This is a genomic window from Cobetia sp. D5 (assembly GCF_035666195.1).
Classification (GTDB): Bacteria; Pseudomonadota; Gammaproteobacteria; order Pseudomonadales; family Halomonadaceae; genus Cobetia; species Cobetia amphilecti.
Genome location: NZ_CP142020.1, coordinates 614255 through 633835, shown reverse-complemented (window position 1 = coordinate 633835; position 19581 = coordinate 614255). Strand labels below are relative to the sequence as shown.

The 19581-nt window shown below is 63.9% G+C and carries 12 protein-coding genes; 4 read left to right on the top strand and 8 right to left on the bottom strand.

The window, feature by feature from the left end; all coding sequences use genetic code 11:
* Nucleotides 1–156 precede the first annotated feature (156 nt).
* Entirely contained in the window at nt 157–1917 is a 1761-nt protein-coding gene (locus U0O11_RS02675) for an AMP-binding protein (protein WP_225347545.1), read from the bottom strand.
* 520 nt (nt 1918–2437) lie between these two features.
* Between U0O11_RS02675 and cysK the strand changes: the two genes are divergently transcribed.
* Nucleotides 2438–3403, top strand: a complete 966-nt coding sequence (cysK, locus tag U0O11_RS02670) for a cysteine synthase A (protein ID WP_043333985.1) — start codon at nt 2438–2440, stop codon at nt 3401–3403.
* Between the two features lie 136 nt (nt 3404–3539).
* Here the strand turns inward: cysK and U0O11_RS02665 are convergent, their stop codons facing one another.
* Genes U0O11_RS02665 through U0O11_RS02655 form a run of 3 tightly spaced genes read right to left on the bottom strand, consistent with a single transcriptional unit; the run spans nt 3540 to nt 7146 of the window.
* Nucleotides 3540–4433: a class II glutamine amidotransferase gene (locus U0O11_RS02665; protein ID WP_225347544.1), complete on the bottom strand. Its 894-nt coding sequence runs from the start codon at nt 4431–4433 to the stop codon at nt 3540–3542.
* Nucleotides 4426–6573: a vWA domain-containing protein gene (locus tag U0O11_RS02660; protein WP_324691562.1), complete on the bottom strand. Its 2148-nt coding sequence runs from the start codon at nt 6571–6573 to the stop codon at nt 4426–4428. Before U0O11_RS02660 ends, U0O11_RS02665 begins: the two co-directional genes overlap by 8 nt.
* Nucleotides 6574–6633: 60 nt before the next feature.
* Nucleotides 6634–7146, bottom strand: coding sequence for a hypothetical protein (locus tag U0O11_RS02655; protein ID WP_225347542.1), 513 nt, complete (start codon nt 7144–7146; stop codon nt 6634–6636).
* A 267-nt stretch (nt 7147–7413) separates the two neighbouring features.
* On the opposite strand from U0O11_RS02655, the gene U0O11_RS02650 reads away from it, so the two are divergent.
* Nucleotides 7414–9531, top strand: a complete 2118-nt coding sequence (locus U0O11_RS02650) for a S9 family peptidase (protein ID WP_225347541.1) — start codon at nt 7414–7416, stop codon at nt 9529–9531.
* A gap of 163 nt (nt 9532–9694) precedes the next feature.
* Here the strand turns inward: U0O11_RS02650 and U0O11_RS02645 are convergent, their stop codons facing one another.
* From U0O11_RS02645 to U0O11_RS02630, 4 genes are all read right to left on the bottom strand, one after another.
* On the bottom strand, nt 9695–11221 hold the full coding sequence (locus U0O11_RS02645; protein WP_225347540.1) for a catalase: 1527 nt from the start codon (nt 11219–11221) through the stop codon (nt 9695–9697).
* A gap of 450 nt (nt 11222–11671) precedes the next feature.
* On the bottom strand, nt 11672–13918 hold the full coding sequence (gene katE, locus U0O11_RS02640) for a catalase HPII (RefSeq protein WP_225347539.1): 2247 nt from the start codon (nt 13916–13918) through the stop codon (nt 11672–11674).
* Nucleotides 13919–14292: 374 nt separating this feature from the next.
* Nucleotides 14293–14538, bottom strand: coding sequence for a GlsB/YeaQ/YmgE family stress response membrane protein (locus tag U0O11_RS02635; protein WP_043333988.1), 246 nt, complete (start codon nt 14536–14538; stop codon nt 14293–14295).
* A 98-nt stretch (nt 14539–14636) separates the two neighbouring features.
* Nucleotides 14637–15254 (bottom strand): DUF924 family protein, encoded by a 618-nt coding sequence (locus U0O11_RS02630; protein WP_225347538.1) that lies wholly within the window; start codon nt 15252–15254, stop codon nt 14637–14639.
* Between the two features lie 266 nt (nt 15255–15520).
* Between U0O11_RS02630 and U0O11_RS02625 the strand changes: the two genes are divergently transcribed.
* Both U0O11_RS02625 and U0O11_RS02620 read left to right on the top strand, forming a co-directional pair.
* Nucleotides 15521–17248, top strand: a complete 1728-nt coding sequence (locus tag U0O11_RS02625) for an alkaline phosphatase D family protein (RefSeq protein WP_225347537.1) — start codon at nt 15521–15523, stop codon at nt 17246–17248.
* Nucleotides 17249–17650: 402 nt separating this feature from the next.
* Entirely contained in the window at nt 17651–19246 is a 1596-nt protein-coding gene (locus U0O11_RS02620) for a solute:sodium symporter family transporter (protein WP_054555382.1), read from the top strand.
* Nucleotides 19247–19581: the final 335 nt, after the last annotated feature.

The window sequence follows — 19581 nt, the reverse complement described above, 5'->3', positions numbered from 1 at the left end:
GCCTCACGCTCGCCTGCACGAGGCAGCAAGCCATGACACCTGAATGACAAAACGGCCCGTCAACAAGTGACGGGCCGTCCATTGTAGCCCTGCGCGTAGCCGCGCCCAACCTTGGCGGCGCTTGTTCCCTGCCACGCCGCCGGCTCAGCGCTTTTCTCAGTGCTCGCGTAGCGGCGTATTGCCACCGCTCTCTTCGCTGTCGCGCAGCTCACGGCGCAGCACCTTGCCGACGTTGGTCTTGGGCAGTTCATCGCGGAATTCGACGAAGCGCGGCACCTTGTAGCCGGTCAGCTGCTCCTTGCACCAGCTTCGCAGGGTGTCGCGATCCAGATCCGGGTTGCTTGAGACCACGAACAGCTTGATCGCCTCGCCGCTCTGCTCGTCCGGCACGCCCACTGCCGCCGCCTCGACGATATCCGGATGGCCGCTGACCACGTCCTCGATCTCGTTGGGGAACACATTGAAGCCGGAGACGATGATCATGTCCTTCTTGCGATCGACGATGCGCACGAAGTCATCCTGCTGGATGACCGCGATATCGCCGGTGCGGATGAAGCCCTCGTCATCCATCGCCTCACGCGTGGCGTCGTCACGCTGCCAGTAACCCTTCATCACCTGGGGGCCGCGCACGCACAGCTCGCCCGGCGCATCGCGCCCCAGCGTCACACCATCGGCGTCCACCACCTTGAGCTCGGTGCCCGGCACCGGCTTGCCGATGGTGCCCAGCTGCAGCTCGCGCGGCGGATTGAAGCTGACGATGGGCGAGGTCTCGGTCATGCCGTAGCCCTCGGCGATCGGGCAGCCGGTGACGGCTTCCCAGCGCTCGGCCGCACTGCGCGTCAGCGCCATGCCGCCGGAGATGGTCAGCTTGAGACTCGAGAAGTCCAGCGCCTTGAAGTCATCACGCTGACATAGCGCCGAGAACAGCGTATTGAGGCCGACGAAGGCGGTGAACGGTGTCCTGGCCAGTGTCTTGATGAAGCCATCGATATCGCGCGGATTGGTGATCAGCACGCTGTGGTTGCCGCTCTCCATGCTGTAGAGGCAATTCACCGTGAAGGTATAGATGTGATAGACCGGCAGCGGCGCGATCAGCACCTCCTGACCTTCATTGAGCACATCACTGATCACGCCGCGCGCCTGCAGCATGTTGGCGACCAGATTGCGGTGGGTCAGCATGGTGCCCTTGGCAACCCCGGTGGTACCGCCGGTGTACTGCAGCGCGGCGATGTCCTCGGGCTGGCGCGTGACACGCGTGTGCGAGAGCCCCGCCCCGCGCTTGAGCACGTCACGCAGGCCGTGTGCGTCGGGCAGGTGGTACTTCGGCACCATCTTCTTGACGTAGCGCACCGCCAGGTTGATCAGCGGACGCTTGGGGAAGTCATGCAGGTCACCGATCTCGGTGATGATGACCTCCTCGATGTCGGTGCGCTTGAGCACCTTCTCGAGCTTGTCCGCCATGTTGGCCAGAATCACGATGGCGCGAGCGCCGGAGTCATGGAACTGGTGCTGCATCTCGCGTTCGGTGTAGAGCGGGTTGGTGTTGACCACCACCAGACCGGCGCGCAATGCACCGAACACCGCCACCGGGAACTGCAGCAGGTTCGGCAGCTGGATGGCGATGCGATCACCGGGCTCAAGGCCGGTCTCGTGTTCCAGCCAGGCGGCGAAATTGCGCGACAGGCGGTCCACATCGGCGTAGCTGAGCGTCTTGTCCATGCAGCTGAAGGCCGGACGCTCGGCATAGTTGGCGCAGCTGGCCTCGAAGACCTCGAGAATCGAGGGGTAATCCTCGAGACCGGACAACGGCTCACCACTGACGATCAGGTTGGCGTCCCCGGTCACGGGGCCAGCGTGATCAGACGCCTTGTCGGCTTCCGGGTCTGCCGAGGCGTTGGCAGGATTGGCATCATGCATGGCTTGGGCTCCATGACTGCATTCGTCTGCTGGATCGTGGCCGGGCGCGGAGTCTTTCACTGGCAGCCACAGGCGAGAATTCAGCACTTGTTGTTATCAGGGCGTCACGCCCACATGTGAACAATGACATGAATGACGGCGTGATGGGGAAAAGGACGGCGCGACAGCGCGCGCGCAGGTGCCGGCAATACACCGACGACACCCCGGCAAGAACCTCCAGGGCCGCCGCGCTTCACCTTAACCAGTCACGCCAACGATGTAAAACGACCGATTGAAACCATCGTTCACATCCCAAAAAGTCTCGTTAAATCAGATCACTACTCTTGTACGACCTTGGTCAGAGGCTAGCCGCGACTGCCAACCTTGCCATGTCGTTATGCGCTTCAGGCCTTTGAGTCGCGCTCGGCTAGCCCTTAACCTTATGCTCATACAGTCGCGACAGGCGCTGCTGAGCGTCATCACTTCACTCAAGCAGCGGGCATGCTCGCTGTCTAGCCGCCAGATACCCAGAGGACCTCGCATGGCCAAGATCTATCAGGACAACTCGCAAGCCATCGGCAATACGCCGCTGGTCAAGATCAACCGCCTCAGCAGCCATCCACGCCTGTACGCCAAGGTGGAAGCCCGCAACCCGGCGTTCTCGGTCAAGTGCCGTATCGGTGCCAGCATGGTGTGGGACGCCGAAGAGCGCGGCGTGCTCAAGCCGGGCATGGAGATCATCGAGCCGACCTCCGGCAATACCGGCATCGCGCTGGCCTTCGTCGGCGCGGCGCGTGGCTACCCCGTCACGCTGACCATGCCATCCTCCATGAGCATGGAACGTCGCAAGGTGCTGAAATCCCTCGGCGCCAACCTGGTGCTGACCGATCCGGCCAAGGGCATGCAGGGCGCCATCGACAAGGCCTGCGAGCTGCAGAAGGCCGAACCGGAACGCTATTTCCTGCCGCAGCAGTTCTCCAACCCGGCCAACCCGCGCATCCACGAAGAGACCACCGGCCCGGAGCTGTGGGACGCGCTGGATGGCGAGATGGACGTGCTGGTGGCGGGCGTCGGTACCGGCGGCACCATCAGCGGCATCGCCCGCTACTTCAAGACGGTGCGCGGCCAGTCACTCGAAGCCGTGGCGGTGGAGCCGGCGGAATCCGCCATCATCACCCAGCGCATGCAGGGCGAGTCGATCACGCCGGCCCCGCACAAGATCCAGGGCATCGGCGCCAACTTCATTCCCGACAACCTGGACCTGGCGCTGATCGATCGTGTCGAGCCGGTCGCCAGTGAAGACGCCATGGCCATGGCGCGTCGCATCATGCAGGAAGAAGGCATCATGTGCGGCATCTCCTGCGGGGCGGCGATGACCGCGGCGCTGCGTCTGGCGGAAGACCCGGCCTACGCCGACAAGTCCATCGTCGTCATCCTGCCGGACAGCGGCGAGCGCTACCTGTCCTCGCCGATGTTCGCCGGCATGTTCGACGACGTCGAAGGCTGAGCCTCACGCGTTGACCAGGCAAAAGCCGCAAACACGAAGGGCCGCGATTGCGGCCCTTCGTGTGTCTGGCATTCAAGCTCTTTCTACGTCACTCAGCGTCAGCGACTCAGCCAAACGTCAGCGACTCAGCCAAACGTCAGCAGCTCAAGTCTGAAGCCAGCCAGTCGGGTTTGCGGCGCGCGGTCGCGGTGCGATCGACCGCCCCGCTCTCGGCCTGCTCCTGCCCTGGCTCTTCCTGGCTCAGCGGCAACTCGCCACCGAGACTGGCGACCAGCTCGCCTTCGCGGAACACCACCAGCTGCCCCGGCAGCAGGCGCTGCCATTGCTCGTTGTCAGTGAGCGGATCGGTGGCGATCACCGAGACCACATCGGCATCGGTGGTGTGCTGCTGGAAGTCGACGCTCATCTCGAAGTCGGTGAGGCTCGCCTGCCCGAAGGGCGCACGGCGCGTGATGTGCGCCAGCTTGGTGGAGCAGTAGGCGTAGAGATGCACGCCATCGGAGAGCAGCAGATTGAAGACGCCAAGCCCGCGCAGACGCTCGCACTGGGCGTGCAGATGCCGCCACAGGTCTTCGCACCGCGCCGGCGGATTCGGGAAGGCGCGCCGGATCTCGCCGAGCAGGAAGCAGGCGGCGTGCTCGCTGTCCGTGCTGCCCACCGGGCGATAGTACGGCAGGGGCAGTGCCTGCCAGTCCGCCAGCTGACCGTTGTGGGCATAGCACCACTGACGGCCCCACAGCTCGCGCGTGAACGGGTGGGTATTGGCCAGTGTCACCTGGCCGACATTGGCCTGGCGAATATGGCTGATGACCATCTGCGACTTGATCGGATAATCGAGAATCATGCGCGCGATGGGCGAATCCACCGACGGATGCGGGTCACGGAATTCGCGATAACCGCCCTCTTCATAGAAGGCGATTCCCCAACCATCGCGGTGCGGACCAGTACCACCGCCTCGCTGCAGAAAACCGGCGAAGCTGAAGCAGATATCGGTCGGCACATTGGCACTCATGCCGAGCAGTTCACACATGGGGTTCCTCCCGCTGAGTCGGCTTGCGCGTCATGCGACGCACCAGCATGATCACTACCAGCAGGCCGATCACACCGGCCACGGCGTAAGCGATCATGCGGCTTTGCGGTGATTCTGCCTCACGCTGGGCAAAGTCCGAAGCTCCTTCGAACCACTGACTGATCAACGCAGGCACCTTGTCGATGGGCAGACGGCCCTTCATCAGCAGATCATTGAGGTCTTCCTTCTCTTCTACCGCCTGATCCAGGCCCTGAATCTCACCAAAGGACTCACCCTCGATGGGCGAGCGATCCAGATTGGCGGCACGCCGCGCCGCATTCTCATTGAGGGTATAGGGCGCGAGATCGATCACCCGCGAACTCCCGCCCAGCGCGATGCGCGCGCTGATCTGCACATCGGCACTGACGTCACGCTCCAGCGGCGGCAGTTCGATACGCCAGCGACTCTCGCCCGCTTCCGCCACACTCAACGGCTCGCCCTGCAGCGTCGCGTCCAGCTGGGTGTTGGCGGTGTTGAGCAACGGATGACGCGCGCTGACCTCCAGCGCGCTCGGCGGCGTCGCATTCTGCGCATTGCCACCGATCGGCTCGACCAGCAGTGGGTCGACCACGCTGGTGCGCTGGCTCAACTGACGTGCAAAGGGCGCGCCATCGCGCTGGCCCTCGATGGTCAGCGTCAGGCGAGCGCCACCCGGTTGCTGCGGCGGCGGCATGTTGACGCTGAACTGCGCGCCGTCACGCTCAAGACCGCGCTGCTGGGCGCTGGTCACGGCTGCCGTTTCTGCTGACATGCCACCCTCGTCTTCCGGCACCAGACGCGCATTGCCGTCCAGCGTCGCCAGAAAGTCCTGCTCAGCGACATCACGTGCACCGTCGACCAGCGAGGCTGAAAGGGAATAGCCAAAGCCGCGATACAGCGTGGCCGGCAGCGGGCGCGACACCAGCGCCAGGTCTGACACCACGGTGATGCGGCTATCGACGCCCACCTGCCCTTCGATACGCCACTGCCCGGCCTCGGGGTCGGTCACGGTGATCAGGTCATAGCGCGGCTGATGTTCCCAGCGCACGCCTTCGGGCAACGACGCCTTGTCGGCCAGCGAATAGCGCTGACCATCCGGTGCGATCAATACCGGCGCGCTGTCATCGGGGCCATGGAAGACCAGCGCCGTGAATTCCTCGACGCTGCCATCGATGGTGAAGCGCTTGTCCTCGAGCGGCACCAGCTCGCCGGGCACGATACGGTCGAGCGCCCCGAGGAAGGCACGCAGCAGGTCTTCCGGGGTCTCGGCGACCGTCGCCAGCCCGCCGGTGCCATCGGCAACCTGCTGCAGCAGATCGATATCGGCATTGCGCGACAGCGCGACGGTATGCACCGTGACGTTGTGCGCCGCCAGCTGTGGCGTCAGCTCATCGGTGATGCGCTGGCGCGAGGCGCTGTCCGAGGCGGCCTTCTCGCTGCTCGGCTCACGCAGGTCGACCATGCCATCGGAGAGCAGGATGACCTGACGCGGCCCCTGGCCATCGATGCTCGCATCGGCGCCTTCGGCGGCGGCACGCAGGCCCGCCTCGAGATCGGTGTACTGCTCGTAATCGTCCAGCCGCCCTTCCAGCCCGCGGGCCGCCTGTTTCCAGCCCGCATCGACCGCGCCCAGCGCCAGCAGGGGCTGCACCTGCTCACCGAAGCCCCACAGCCCCGCACGCGAGCGCTCCGGCAGCAAGGTGACCAGCAGGTCGAGCGCACTGGCGCGCAGATTGGTCGGGTCGTTGTGCTTCATGCTGCCGGAGACATCGATCGCCATGCGCAGGTCAGGCACAATGTCGCGCGCCGAGCCACTGGCAGCATTCGCGTCACTCGCGACATCCCGGGCCACGAACGGAATCTGCTCAGCCTGTTCGCTTGCCGACTCATTTGCCGGCTCACTCACCGACTCGCTCACCGGCTCGCTGACCGAGGGGTTCTCCGCTGATGATGCCTGCTCGGCGAAGGCCGAGGGCGACGCGAGGCTGATGCCCGCCAGCATCAGGGCCGCCAGCCAGCGCGCCCCCGCGCCCTTCGCTAGAGGGCCGGATGAAGAGCCGGACGCAAGCCCAGGTGAACGGACTGGCTCAAGAGACGAAGTGACAGCTACATCACGGGGCATGACAGATCCTTAGTCCACGCTCGGACAATGCACGGCTGGCGCTGATCGAACGACGCTCGATCAGAGCGACGGTTCCTGACGGTCACGGCCTGCGCGGGTACGCGCCGACGTGCCACGTTTCTCGCTACGCAAGCTGGCGCCAGCGGCGTGGCCCTCGCGCACTTCCTCATCCTCCTGCTCGTGGCCATGAGGCTCGCGGCGCTGCTGGGCGGCGCGGCGACGCTGTTCACGTCCGCGACCCAGCCACCAGATCACCAGGCCCAGCACCACGCCGGCCCCGATGCCCAGTACCAGCATGCCGAAGGCCGAGGCCATGCCACCACCATCCTTCTGCACCACGCTGACGGCAAAGGCCACGATGGCCGGTGCAAGGCCGGTGTAGGCATCTTCCGCGACGCTGGCCGTGACGTGAAAACTGGTCGGCACGGCGATCATGCCGGCGATACCGCCGACCAGGATCCAGCGCAGGAAACGCGGCAGTATTCGCACCGCCATATAGCCGGTAAACAGCACTACCGCCGCCAGGCCAAAATAGATCAGCCACATCTGCGGCAGCGAATCGGAAATCATCATGCCCTTCACTCCTGTCATAACATCCTGTCGAGACTGACATTCTGAGGGGTGCCTGTCCTGTGCAGAAGCAGCCGGCACCTCAGTTCAGCCATCGAGTCATCCCATCATCGGGGCCACACGTTGCGTGGCACCAGAGGCTGCGCATTCATCTCTCACGGCGGCGATGCCTCCCATGAGGCAAGGGCTTGCGCACGCTGTGGGACAGGCTCAATGTTACACTCCATGCCCGCCCGACACACTCGAGCACCCCACTTTCAAGAGGTAGCCATGCCCGATAGCCCCGTCCAGCGCCATTATCGTGCCGATGACCCCGAATGGCACTGGCTTGAAGAACGCGACACGCCAGAGGTCACCACCTTTCTCACGGCGGCCAACGCCGAGAGTGATCGCTGGTTCGCCCCGCTCGCGCCGCTGAGCGACGCCCTCTATCACGGCCATCTTGCGCGCCGCGAACTGGCCGTCTCAAGCCTGGCCGAGGCACTGGATCACTACGTCTATTGGAGCGAGACCGCCGCTGACGCCGACTATCCGGTCTGGTGGCGCCATGCGATCGGCGCCGACCCCGCCGATACCCGCCAGCACGAATGCCTGCTGGACCTGCAGAGCCTGTCGCGCCATCACGATTTCGTCGAGCTGGGCGATATGGCCATCTCCCCGGATGAGCAGCAACTGGCATGGACTCTGGACACCAGCGGCGACGAGGTGTTCAGCCTGCGTCTTGCAACACTGAACGCGGCGAATGGCGACTCACGCAACGCCGGCCACGATGACGAGTGTCTGCTGGAGGATATCGGGCCGGACCTGGTGTGGGCCGAGGACGGCCAGCACCTGCTGTTCACGCGCTATGACAGCACTCAGCGCCCCTTCGAGATCTGGTGTCTGAATGTCACGAGCCGCGCCGAGACGCTGCTCTATCGCGAGGAAGACAGCGAATTCTGGGTCGGCATGGGCAAGACCCGCTCACGCGCCTGGCTGATTCTGGAGACCGCCTCCAAGGACACCAGCGAGACCTGGTTGCTCAAGGCCGATGCCCCGCTGGGTGAGATGCGCCTGGTGCGCGCCCGCGAGACCGGTGTCGAGTACGGCGTCGATCACCGCCCCGGCCACTTCTATGTGCTGCACAACAGGCAAGCGCCGCACTTCCAGCTCGATATCGCCTCCGAGCATGCGCCCGGCGACTGGCAGCCGCTGATCGCCACCCGCGATGAGGTGACGCTGGAAGGTGTCGAAGCCTTCAGCTGGGGGCTGATGGTCGATGAACGCGACCACCGTCAGGCCCAGGCCTGGCTGCGCGTGATCGAATTCGAGGGCACGGCGCCGACACAGACGATCTGCCGCGACGAGCGCCTGGCGATGCCGGAGCAACCGCTGAGCCAGGGGCTGGGTGACTGCCCGCATTTCGATGCTCGCCGCCTGCGCATCCGCGAGGAAAGCTTCACCACGCCGCCGAGCTGGATCGAGCTCGACCTCGACACGGGGGAGCGCCGCCTGCTCAAGCGTCAGACCGTGCATGGCGATCTCGCGCCCGAGCATCTGATCAGCCGCCGTCTGTGGGCGACCTCCGACGATGGTGAGCAGGTGCCGGTCTCGGTGGTCATGCGGCGCGACCTGTGTGATGACGCAAGCCACCCCCACGCCCCGCTGCCGGTATTGCTCTATGGCTATGGCGCCTACGGCGAGACGCTGGACCCCTGGTTCTCGATCGCCCGCCTGGAACTGCTGACGCGCGGCGTCGCCTTCGCGGTCGCCCACGTGCGTGGCGGCGGGGACCGTGGCGAGCCCTGGTATCTGGCCGGCAAGCTGGAGCACAAGGAAAACAGCTTCAACGACTTCCTCGCCGCGCGTGATGCGCTGGTCGAGCAAGGCGTCGGGGCCGCGGATCGCATCGCCGCCTACGGTGCCAGCGCCGGTGGTCTGCTGGTCGGCGCCAGCCTCAACAAGCGTCCCGAGGCCTTCTGCGCCGCGGTGCTCGATGTGCCCTTCGTCGATGTGCTGCGCACCATGGAAAATCCGGAGCTGCCGCTGACCACCGCGGAATACACCGAGTGGGGCAACCCGCACGAGAACGAGGCGCGGCGTCGCATCCGCGCCTATTCGCCGCTGGACAACCTGAGTGCCGCGCCCTATCCGCCGCTGTTCCTGCAGGGCAGCTGGCATGACACCCGCGTGCCCTACTGGGAGCCGGCCAAGCTGTATGCGCGTCTGCGCCAGATGGACTGCACGCCGCACCCGGTCCTGCTGCGCACCGACATGAGCTCCGGCCACGGCGGTGCCTCGGGTCGCTTCAAGGCGTGGCGTGACAATGCGCGCCAGGACGCCTTCCTGCTGTGGGCGCTGGGCGTGTGCGAGAAAGCCGACGGCAATGAGGCCACGCGCGACGACTGAGGTGCCTGTGCTTGCGTGTCTTTCGCACAGCGCTGTGACTGTCGGATAGCACCCTGACAGCCGCATACGACAAGGCCCCCGCCGGTTACCCGGCGGGGGCCTTGATGTTTTCGTCAGCTCAAAGGGTCACTACTGACCTGACGAAGGGTGCAACATGACTGACTCAGCGCGGATCGAGCTTGGCCAGCTTGGTGGCGATACGATCACCATAATCGGCATCCGCCTGACGGAAGTGCGCGATCATCTTGTCCTGGACCACGTGGCTGACGCCTACCATGGTGCCGGCGATGACGTCGGTGATGCGCGTCTTCTGGCCTTCATCGAACAGACGATAGAGGTTGCCGGCCTGGCTGTAGTTATCCTCATCGCTGTTGTCGTGATAGCCCATCCAGGCGTTCTGCTCCAGCGGCATCGCCGGCTCGGCGACGGTAGCGTCCGGCACCGGGGCGCCCTGATCGGCACGCTCGTTGGGGTAGAAGTTAGTGCGTGAGTACTGGCCACCTTCCTTCGTTTCTCCCGGTACACCCTGACCGACCTGGCCGCCCAGCGGGCCGCCACCGTGACCGGTGACCGGGCACATGCCCGCCATCACGCCATCACGCTGGTAGTGGTTGACCGGGCAGACCGGACGGTTGACCGGCAGCTGCTCGGCGTTGGCACCGACACGGTAGCGGTGTGCATCGGCGTAGGCCCACAGACGAGCCTGCAGCACGCGGTCCGGGGAGGCGCCGATACCCGGCACGAAGTTGGACGGCGAGAAGACGGACTGTTCGACTTCCGCGAAGTAGTTCTCCGGGTTGCGGTTGAGCTCCATCTTGCCGACTTCCATCAGCGGGAAGTCACCGTGCGGCCACACCTTGGTCAGATCGAACGGGTTGATGTGGTAGTCACGTGCCTGCGCTTCGGTCATCACCTGCAGGTTGACGGTCCAGCTCGGACGCTCGCCACGCTCGAGGCGGGTGAACATGTCGTGCTGGTGGAAGTCCGGTGCGACCTGCGCCGCTTGATCGTCGGTCAGCGTCTCGTGGCCCTGGTCGGTCTTGAAGTGCCACTTGACCCAGACACGCTCGCCCTTGTCGTTCCACAGGCTCAGCGTGTGCGAACTGTAGCCGTTCATGGTGGTCAGCGACTTCGGAATACCGCGGTCGGACATCAGGATGGTGACCTGATGCAGCGCCTGCGGATGGTTGGCCCAGAATTCCCAACGGTTCTGCCAGTCGACCATGTTGGTGCGCGGGTCTTTCTTCTGGGTGTGGATGAAGTCAGGGAACTTGGACGGCTCGCGGATGAAGAACACCGGCGTGTTGTTGCCGACCATGTCCCAGTTGCCATCCTCGGTGTAGAACTTCAAGGAGAAGCCGCGCACGTCGCGAGTGTTGTCGCCGCTGTCCTGGCCACCGGCCACGGTGGAGAAACGCGCCAGCAACGGGGTCTGCTTGCCGACACCCTGCAGGAAGCGGGCGATGGTCAGGTCAGACAGGTCACGGGCCAGGGTGAAGGTGCCGTAGGCGGCGACGCCACGGGCGTGGACGACACGCTCCGGAATGCGCTCACGGTTGAAGTGCGCCAGCTTCTCGAACAGACGCCAGTTGTCGAAGGTCAGTGAACCATTCGGGCCCGCTGTCTGGCTGATGTCATCGTGAGGCACCGGGGCGCCGTTACCTGTGGTATAGCGTGGAGTCTGGGACATGTAGACGTTCTCCTGTCAGGTAGAAAAAAGCGCTATCAAACTCGACTGGCAAGGCCAGATGCTGCTGATGTCACATTTTCATGCGCTGCTTGATGTGAAGGCCTGCAGCCCATTGTCGAATCGGGTCGGGGCCAATGCCTGCCCGGCATGTGCTGGCTTGTGGCCCCTTGATGCCTGCTTACCTTACGCACCTGGTGCTTCTAGCGATAATCAATTACCAGCATGCCTTCGATAATCAGCCTCTATCACTGAGCCTATCAGCCACCCTCAGCGGCGAGAACCGCAGGACGGCTCTCAACCCGGAGGTGTCACCAACCCTGTTTTCACCTTTCTCCGCCATCACATCTTCACGTCCGGAAATGACCGCATCATGACCATGAAAAAGCCCCCTGACCTTCGCAGGTCAGGGGGCTATATGGGTCACATCATACCTTGTGGGGCGTCAGCGCCTCATGCCGGCATCTGGTTGGCACGCGCATCACGCGACCATACACGGTGAGCCATCAGGGCATCACGCAGCGGCAGGCTGGCGGCGAGCACATCATCCACCAGGATGACGCCCTCCTCGACCGGCACGCGGGCGGCGGCCAGCAGCTCCTTGCCTTCGCAGATCGCCACGATGGGCTTCAGGTGCTTGTAGGCTTCCTGGACATAATAGAGTCCCAGGCCCGAGCCGCTCAGCGCCTCGACGCTACCCGCGCCGCCAGCGACGACGACGGCATCCACCGTCACGGACGGCAGGCCATTGAGCATCGCATCCGGCGACAGCATGGTGCCGTCTCCGGCCTTGATCGGCGCCATGCTCGGGGCGATCAACAGCCCTTCGGCACCCTCGGCGGCCAGCTGCTCCTTGATCGAGCGAACATCTTCCATGGCGACGCCATCGGCAGCCAGGATCGCGACCTTGCGGGTGGCGATGGAGTCCGGCAGGCGCGCCATCAGGCTCAGCGCCGGGTCGCTGTCGACCTGGCTGGTGCCCAGTTCACCGTCCGGCGCGGGCTTGCTGGTCGGTGTCTCGATGCCGTGATTCTCACCGACGCGACGTGCCAGCTCCAGATCGATGTTGGGCAGGATCTCGGTGATCACCCGCTCACGGATCCACGGACGCTCGACCTTGGAAAGCTCGAAGGTGTAGGCCGCGATGATGTGCTCCTTCTCCACGTCAGTCTGGCTGTTCCAGAACAGGGTGGCCTGGGAATAGTGATCCCCGAAGGAGGCGCTGCGCGCACGTACCTTGTGCGCCTCGATGCGCTCATGATACGGCTCGAAACCGCCATGGGCGTCCTGGGACGGCGGTGTCTCGGCCGGCCAGCCACCATCGATGGAGTTCGGCTCGTAGGACGCCTGCCCCGTGTTGATGGTCTGACGATGCTGGGCATCGCGCTGGTTGTTGTGGAACGGGCACACCGGCTGGTTGATGGGAATCTCGTGGAAGTTCGGCCCACCAAGACGCAGCATCTGGGTATCCAGATAGGAGAACAGACGCCCCTGCAGCAGCGGATCATTGGAGAAGTCGATCCCCGGCACGATGTTGGCCGGATTGAAGGCGACCTGCTCGGTCTCGGCGAAGTAGTTGTCCGGATTGCGGTCCAGCACCATCTTGCCGATCGGCACCACCGGTACCAGCGATTCGGGGATCAGCTTGGTCGGATCGAGGATATCGAAGTCGAAGCTGTGCTCGTCCTTCTCCTCGACCACCTGGATGCCCAGTTCCCACTCCAGCGGCGCGCCGCTCTTGATGTCATCCCACATCATGCGACGGTTGAAGTCCGGGTCACGTCCCCACAGCTTCTGGGCTTCATCCCAGATCAGCGAGCAGGTACCGGCCACCGGCTTCCAGTGGAACTTGACGAAGCGCGACACGCCTTCACGGTCGATCAGACGGAAGGTATGCACACCGAAGCCTTCCATGTTGCGGTAATGGCGCGGGAAGGCGCGGTCCGACATGGTCCACAGCACGGTGTGAGTGGTTTCCGGCATCAGTGACACGAAGTCCCAGAAGGTATCGTGGGCTGACTGGCCCTGGGGAATCTCGTTGTGCGGCTCCGGCTTCACGGCGTGCACGAAGTCAGGAAACTTCATCGCGTCCTGGATGAAGAACACCGGGATGTCATTGCCGACCAGGTCCCAGTTGCCGTCATCGGTGTAGAACTTGGTCGCGAAGCCACGCACGTCACGTACCGTGTCGTTGGAGCCACGCGAGCCCTGCACGGTCGAGAAACGCACGAACACCGGCGTCTTCTTGGACGGGTCGCTGAACACGCCGGCCTTGGAATACCTGGCGGCATTGTCGTAGGCCTGAAAATACCCGTGCGCGGCCGCGCCACGCGCGTGAACGATACGCTCAGGAATACGTTCATTGTCGAAGTGGTTCATCTTCTCGCGGAAGATAAAATCTTCCATCAGGGTCGGACCGCGTTCCCCCGCCTTCAGCGAGTTGTGGTTGTCCGCGATGCGCAGCCCCTGGTTGGTGCGCAGGTCATGCCCTTCGGCGTCGGCGCGATAGGTCTCCAGCGCCTCGTCCTTGGCATGGCCATCACCGGCATTGGGCTTGGTGTCGTGCGGCCCATTGCGGTTGGGATGGGTATAGGGGTTCTCTCCCTCCGCCGAGCGATTCTGGCCCTCGTGATAGGGGCACTTCGCGCTGTCGGCATTCGACTGGGAAGAGGGTGCTGAATCGTGCTCATTGCTCGCCATGCTCAAACGCTCCTGTTTTCGCTAGATCCGCAACGCGCCACTAGTGTGGCGCTGAAGGATGATTCGGCCTTGCCGCCTCTTGCCGGCGTACTTCTTGTCCAGGTACTTCTTCTCAAAGCACTTGTCGTGAAAGTGCTTGTTGTCAAAGCACTTCTCGAACAAGGCACCTCTCGGCGCCGTGACAGATCACCGGGCAGTCAGGTGCCCCGGGTGACAAGAGGCGTTGCTGCTGCGGGTATCTACATCGAATCCATCCAGACACCCGCAAGGGACTTCACTTGCTGTTGACGACTGCACTTGCTGCTAGCGCTTGCTACTTGCGCTTGCTGCTTGCGCTTGCTAATTCGCGCCTGACGGGGCTCGACACCGCGCCGTCAGGCCTTGGACTTGACCTTCGAGACGATCCACAGCAACACCACCGCCCCCACGACCGAGACGACCAGCGAGCCGATGATGCCGGTGGAGGCCAGCCCCAGCAGCTTGAAGATGACGCTGCCCAGCAGGCCGCCGACGACACCGACGACGATGTTGCCAAGAATGCCGAAGCTGCCGCCGCGCATGATGTTGCCTGCGATCCAGCCGGCCAGACCACCGATGATCAACCCGAGAATGATACCCATCTGCTGTCTCCTTCCTTGCTGATGTACAGGCGCTTGGCGCCGCTGTACAAGTCTTGGAGACGACGTCACACAATTAAAAGGGGGCGATCTTTCATTTGTCAGAATGAGGAGCCGGGCTGGCCCAGGAAGGCGATCTCTTCCGGCGTGGACTCGCGACCGAGAATCGCATTGCGATGCGGATAGCGGCCGAATCTACGCACGATGTCCGCATGCAGATGCTCGTAGCGCAAGGTGTGCTCGAGACCGGGGCGTGCGAACAATTGTTCGGCATGTTCATGGATGCGCAACGATTCGCTGTGCATCCACGGCATGATCGCGAAGGGCTGCCAGGCCAGCGGAAGGCGGTCCAGGTCGCCCAGCGCGACGGCCTGCTGGGAGAGCGCGAGTGCCAGGTTGTCGCCACGGAAGGCGCGCGGAGTATCGCGATGGATATTGCGCGCGAACTGGTCCAGCAGCAGGATTTCCGCCAGCCGTCCACCGACGCTCGCCCGCCACTCCCACAGCTCACAGGCAAGTGCCTGCTCGAGCCGCGCGGCGAATCGCTCACGCAGCTGGCCATCGAGGGCATCGCTCTTGCGAAACCAGTCCTTGGGCGTCAGCTGAGTGAACCAGTAATCGAGTACCTGCCGTGCCTGGGGATGGCTGTCCGCGATCAGCCTGGCGGCGTCAGGTTGCGGGGATTCCGAGGGGCTTGAGGGGGGCATGGAGGGGGGCATCGAAGGTGTCCTTGGGTGGAGTCGGGAAGGAAGCCGCGCGACAGGCCTGGCTGAGCGCACCACCTTGCACTGCGAGTGTCGGGCCTGAGCGGCGCGGGGCGATCATGGTTCTGACACCGGATCTTCATCTTGAGCGTGGAAAGTAGCCTCTCCCATCAGCGCTGTCAGCCTTTGCGGCATGTCCCGCGCTGGCTGGTGCCCTGATGTCACTTGTGTTGCCACTCTCTATCCCAACCTGACGCCAGACCGTTACAAGGAAGCCCGTCATGTCCCGCCGTCTGTCTGATCTGCTGCCTTTGCGTTCCTCTCGCAAGTCCCACGCCGCTCAAACCACCCCTACATCCCCCGCTTCGCCAAGCGCTGCGCCAGCCGGCAATGACGCTTCGACAGTCACCCCCGCCGGCGCCCCGTCACGGATGGACCGCCGCCAGCTGCTGGGGCGCGGCCTGCAAGGTGCCGGGGTCGGGCTGCTGGCGACCACGGGCCTGCTCGGCGCTCCCGCCATCGTGATGGCCGAAGGACGGCGCCCGCGCATGCCCTCCGGCGTGATGAGCGGCGACGTGACCGCCAGCCGCGCCATGCTGTGGAGCCAGAGCGACAAGCCGGCACGCATGCTGATCGAACTGGCCGACAATCCCGAGATGCGCGGCGCCTTCCAGATGCGTGGCCCGGTGGCCCTGCCGGCGGACGGCCTGACCAGCAAGCTCGACCTGACCCGCATCGGCACTCGCGCCAACGCCAGCGGCGAGGTCTTCTATCGGGTGCGCTACGCGGCGCTGGATGATCACCGCGCCATCAGCGAGGCCACCGCCGGTCGCCTGGTGTTGCCGCCGAGCGCCCAGACACCGCGTGCGCTGCGTTTCGTGTGGTCCGGTGACACCGTCGGTCAGGGCTGGGGCATCAACCCGGACTTCGGTGGCCTACGCCTCTACGAGACCATGCGCCAGGTCAAGCCGGACTTCTTCCTGCACTCCGGCGATACCATCTACGCCGATGGCCCGCTCGAGGAGAGCGTCACCCAGCACGACGGCAGCCTGTGGCGCAATATCGTCACGCCCGCCAAGTCCAAGGTGGCAGAAACGCTGGACGAGTATCGTGGCCAGTACGCCTACAACCTGATGGACGAGAACCTGCGCCGCTTCAATGCCGAAGTGCCGATGTTCGCCCAGTGGGACGACCACGAGACCACCAACAACTGGTACCCGGGCGAGATTCTCGAGGATGATCGCTACACCGAGAAGAATCTCGACGTGCTGTCCGCCAATGCGCGTCGCGCCTTCCTCGAGAACATGCCGCTGCGCACCGGCCCAGCCGCGCCGGAGCGCATCCACCGCAACTTCAGCTTCGGGCCGGGACTCGAGATGTTCATGCTCGACATGCGCAGCTTCCGCGGTGCCAATTCCGCCAACCGCCAGACGGGGCGCGGGCCACAGACCGACTTCCTGGGTCGCGATCAGCTGGCATGGCTCAAGCAGTCGCTCAAGGCCAGCACCGCTACCTGGAAGGTCATCGCCTCCGACATGCCGATCGGGCTGCTGGTGCGTGACGGCGGCAACTTCGAGAACGGCGCCAATGGCGATGGCGAGGCACTGGGGCGCGAGCAGGAGATTGCCGAACTGCTCAAGTTCGTGCGCGATCACGACATCCAGAATCTGGTCTGGCTGACCGCCGATGTGCACTACACCGCCGCGCACCACTACTCGCCCGAGCGCGCCGTCTTCAAGGACTTCACGCCGTTCTGGGAATTCGTCAGCGGCCCGATCCACGCCGGCACCTTCGGTCCCGGTGAGCTGGACAACACCTTCGGGCCGAAACTCGAATTCGTGAAGGCGCCGCCTGAGGGGCGGGCCAACATGTCGCCCAGCGAGGGTTTCCAGTTCTTCGGCCAGGTGGATCTCGACCCCGAGAGCGAAGCGCTGACCGTGACGCTGAAGGACATCCACGGTGCCTCGCTCTACCAGCAGGTGCTGACCCCCGCCGCCGCCAGCGCCTGACAGCGGTGTCGGTTTCTGGCACTCGCTTCTGATGTCGGCATGTGGCACTCGCTGCTGACTATCGGCTTCTGACACCGACTTCCGATACCAGCTTCTGACAACGACAACGCCCCGCCTCCTGCTGTCGACCGACACGCAAGAGGCGGGGCGTTCTGGTCATGGCGACAGGTCGACAGCCGCTGGCAGGCTATGTCTGCACGAATCAGACAATTGCAGAAAAATGTCAGACAAATTGTCAATGGTGAGGGTCAGGCATTTCTTTGACACTGATCGGCACGCTAGATGTCGGTCGCTGACAGCGTGTCTCGTGGTACCGCGCGCCAACGGTGAGGCATGTTCTGCAGACGATGGGCAGCTGAGCAAGCAGGCCTCCGAGCCCTGTTGTTCAACAAGGATAATGCCATGAACGCCCTCACCCTGAGCTCCTTCGTGTTCTTCACGGGGCTGGTCGCCGTGATCACCTGGTGGCTGACCCGTCGTGACGACCATCAACATTCCACCGGCTATTTTCTCGCCGGACGCAGTCTGACCTTCCCGATCATCGCAGGCTCCCTGCTGATGACCAATCTCTCCACCGAGCAGATGGTGGGCCTCAACGGCGCCGCCTTCACCGACGGCCTTTCCGTGATGGCCTGGGAAGTGGTGGCCGTGGTCTCGCTGGTCGCGATGGCCATGTTCTTCCTGCCACGCTTCCTCAAGAGCGGTATCACCACCCTGCCGGAACTGCTGGCACTGCGCTTCGATCGCACCACCCAGCTACTGGCCAACCTGATCTTCATGCTGGCCTACGCCATCATTCTACTGCCCAGCATTCTCTACTCCGGCGCCCTCGGCCTGATGGGCGTGCTCGACCTGCGCGCCCTGACCGGCATCGACTCGCAGATGGTACTGCTGACCGGCACCGTGATCGCCGTCGGCATCGCCGGCGCCATCTATGCCCTCTTCGGTGGCCTGCGCTCCATCGCCATTTCCGACACCTTGAACGGCATCGGCCTGCTGATCGGCGGCATGATCATCGTCTACTACGGGCTGGACCGTGTCGGCGACGGCAATGGCATTCTCGCCGGCTGGGAGACGCTCAAGGAGACCCACCCGGAGAAGCTCAATTCGCTGGGCGGGGATGACCAGTCAGTGCCGGTCTCGACCCTGTTCACCGGGGTGCTGCTGCTCAACATGTTCTACTGGTGCACCAACCAGCAGATCATCCAGCGCACCTTCGCCGCCAAGACCCTCGCCGAAGGCCAGAAGGGCGTGCTGCTGACCGGTGCCCTCAAGCTGCTGGGCCCGCTGTATCTGGTGCTGCCGGGCATCATCGCCTTCCAGCTCTACGCCGGTGACGGCATCAAGGCCGACGCCGCCTATGGCCGGCTGGTCTTCGATGTGCTGCCCGCGCCGCTGACCGGCTTCTTCGCCGCGGCGATGGTCGGCGCGATCCTGTCGTCCTTCAACTCGGCGCTCAACTCCACCGCCACCCTGTTCAGCCTCGATGTCTACAAGGCACGCCTCAAGCCGCAGGCCAGCGATGAAGAGGTGGTCAAGGCCTCCAAGTGGGCCGGCTGGATCATGGCCGCCGCCGCGATGGCCATCGCGCCGCTGCTTGCGACCCAGGAAAGCCTGTTCGTCTACGTGCAGAAGGTGAACTCCATCTACTACATCCCGTTGCTGGCGGTGATCGTGGTGGGGCTGATGTCCAAGCGCGTGCCGGCCATCGCCGCCAACCTGGCGCTGGTGCTCGGCTGCGCAGTCATCGGCCTGTTCTACTTCGTGCCGACGCTTTCCGAGCTGGTCGATCGGGTGCACAACTTCCACTTCATCGCCATCGTGCTGGTGCTGTTGATCGCCATGATGCTGGTGATCGGCAAGCTGTCACCGCGCGCCGAACCCTGGATCCAGCAGGACGTCGGTGCCATCGACATGACGCCCTGGGCTGGCACGCGTATCGCCAGCATCATTCTGCTGGTACTGGTGATGGCCATCTATCTGGCCTTCGCCGGCTGATCGCCCCACTCGCATAGCGCGATCGCACGCCACATGTCATCGTCATCGCCATGACCTCACGATATGAGTGCACGACATGAGCGTATGAAATGAGTACGCCAGCGCCCCGTCATCCTTACCGATGGCGGGGCGCTGGCGTCTCTGATTGAGCATGAAGGATGACCCGCAATACGCGGTGAAAGCCGCGACATGTGTCTTTTTACGACACTGCGATCAATGCCTGATACCAGAGACTGAGAAGCAATGACCGCCTGTTCATTCTCAACGCTCAATCGACGCCAACCACACCCCGAAACCTACGTATGTTCTACAAATGGCGGATAGCGAGAAATCGG

Coding starts and splice junctions, on each gene's coding strand:
- U0O11_RS02620 (WP_054555382.1), top strand. CDS start 17,651: ATGAACGCCCTCACCCTGAGCTCCTTCGTGTTCTTCACGGGGCTGGTC.
- U0O11_RS02630 (WP_225347538.1), bottom strand. CDS start 15,254: ATGCCCCCCTCCATGCCCCCCTCAAGCCCCTCGGAATCCCCGCAACCT.
- U0O11_RS02675 (WP_225347545.1), bottom strand. CDS start 1,917: ATGCATGATGCCAATCCTGCCAACGCCTCGGCAGACCCGGAAGCCGAC.
- katE (WP_225347539.1), bottom strand. CDS start 13,918: ATGGCGAGCAATGAGCACGATTCAGCACCCTCTTCCCAGTCGAATGCC.
- U0O11_RS02650 (WP_225347541.1), top strand. CDS start 7,414: ATGCCCGATAGCCCCGTCCAGCGCCATTATCGTGCCGATGACCCCGAA.
- U0O11_RS02635 (WP_043333988.1), bottom strand. CDS start 14,538: ATGGGTATCATTCTCGGGTTGATCATCGGTGGTCTGGCCGGCTGGATC.
- cysK (WP_043333985.1), top strand. CDS start 2,438: ATGGCCAAGATCTATCAGGACAACTCGCAAGCCATCGGCAATACGCCG.
- U0O11_RS02645 (WP_225347540.1), bottom strand. CDS start 11,221: ATGTCCCAGACTCCACGCTATACCACAGGTAACGGCGCCCCGGTGCCT.
- U0O11_RS02660 (WP_324691562.1), bottom strand. CDS start 6,573: ATGCCCCGTGATGTAGCTGTCACTTCGTCTCTTGAGCCAGTCCGTTCA.
- U0O11_RS02655 (WP_225347542.1), bottom strand. CDS start 7,146: ATGATGATTTCCGATTCGCTGCCGCAGATGTGGCTGATCTATTTTGGC.
- U0O11_RS02665 (WP_225347544.1), bottom strand. CDS start 4,433: ATGTGTGAACTGCTCGGCATGAGTGCCAATGTGCCGACCGATATCTGC.
- U0O11_RS02625 (WP_225347537.1), top strand. CDS start 15,521: ATGTCCCGCCGTCTGTCTGATCTGCTGCCTTTGCGTTCCTCTCGCAAG.